Annotated in this window: 1 pseudogene; it reads left to right on the top strand. The window is 44.9% G+C overall.

Features of this window, described 5'->3' with window-relative positions:
• Positions 1-125: 125 nt before the first annotated feature.
• A pseudogene (locus tag VC188_RS11960) lies at positions 126-428 on the top strand (integrase core domain-containing protein); the annotation flags it as partial.
• Positions 429-441 lie beyond the last annotated feature (13 nt).

Genomic DNA, 441 nt, shown 5'->3' with positions numbered 1-441 from the left:
GCAATCCATGCCCCATAGGGTTTATTGTTTAAGTGGTCAGCCATAGCAATACTCCTTATTGATGATCTCGCAATCACCAGCATGGCTTAAATTGCTGCGGCTGACTACCATTCTGCATGTACTATGGCCCAGAATTTATTGCTAAAGAGCTGCGTAGTTGGTTATCTGGCATTGGAGTAAAGACAGCCTACATTGAACCCGGGAGCCCTTGGGAGAATGGCTTTTGTGAAAGCTTTAATGGCACCTTTAGAGATAACCTTTTGGATGGGGAGATCTTCTACAGCTTGAGGGAAGCTAAGGTAGTCGTGGGTGAATGGGTTAAGCATTACAACCATGTCAGGCCGCATAGCGCTTTAGGTTACAGACCACCAGCACCCCAAACCCAAGTACCCCAAATAATACAAAATCAACCCATGTTGCTGCAATGATTTACTATAGAAA

Origin of the sequence: Polynucleobacter sp. MG-28-Ekke-A2 (assembly GCF_035012985.1) — a bacterium.
Taxonomy (GTDB): Bacteria; Pseudomonadota; Gammaproteobacteria; order Burkholderiales; family Burkholderiaceae; genus Polynucleobacter.
The sequence above is the reverse complement of the archived record's forward strand: the minus strand, read 5'-3'. Positions and strand labels throughout refer to the sequence as shown.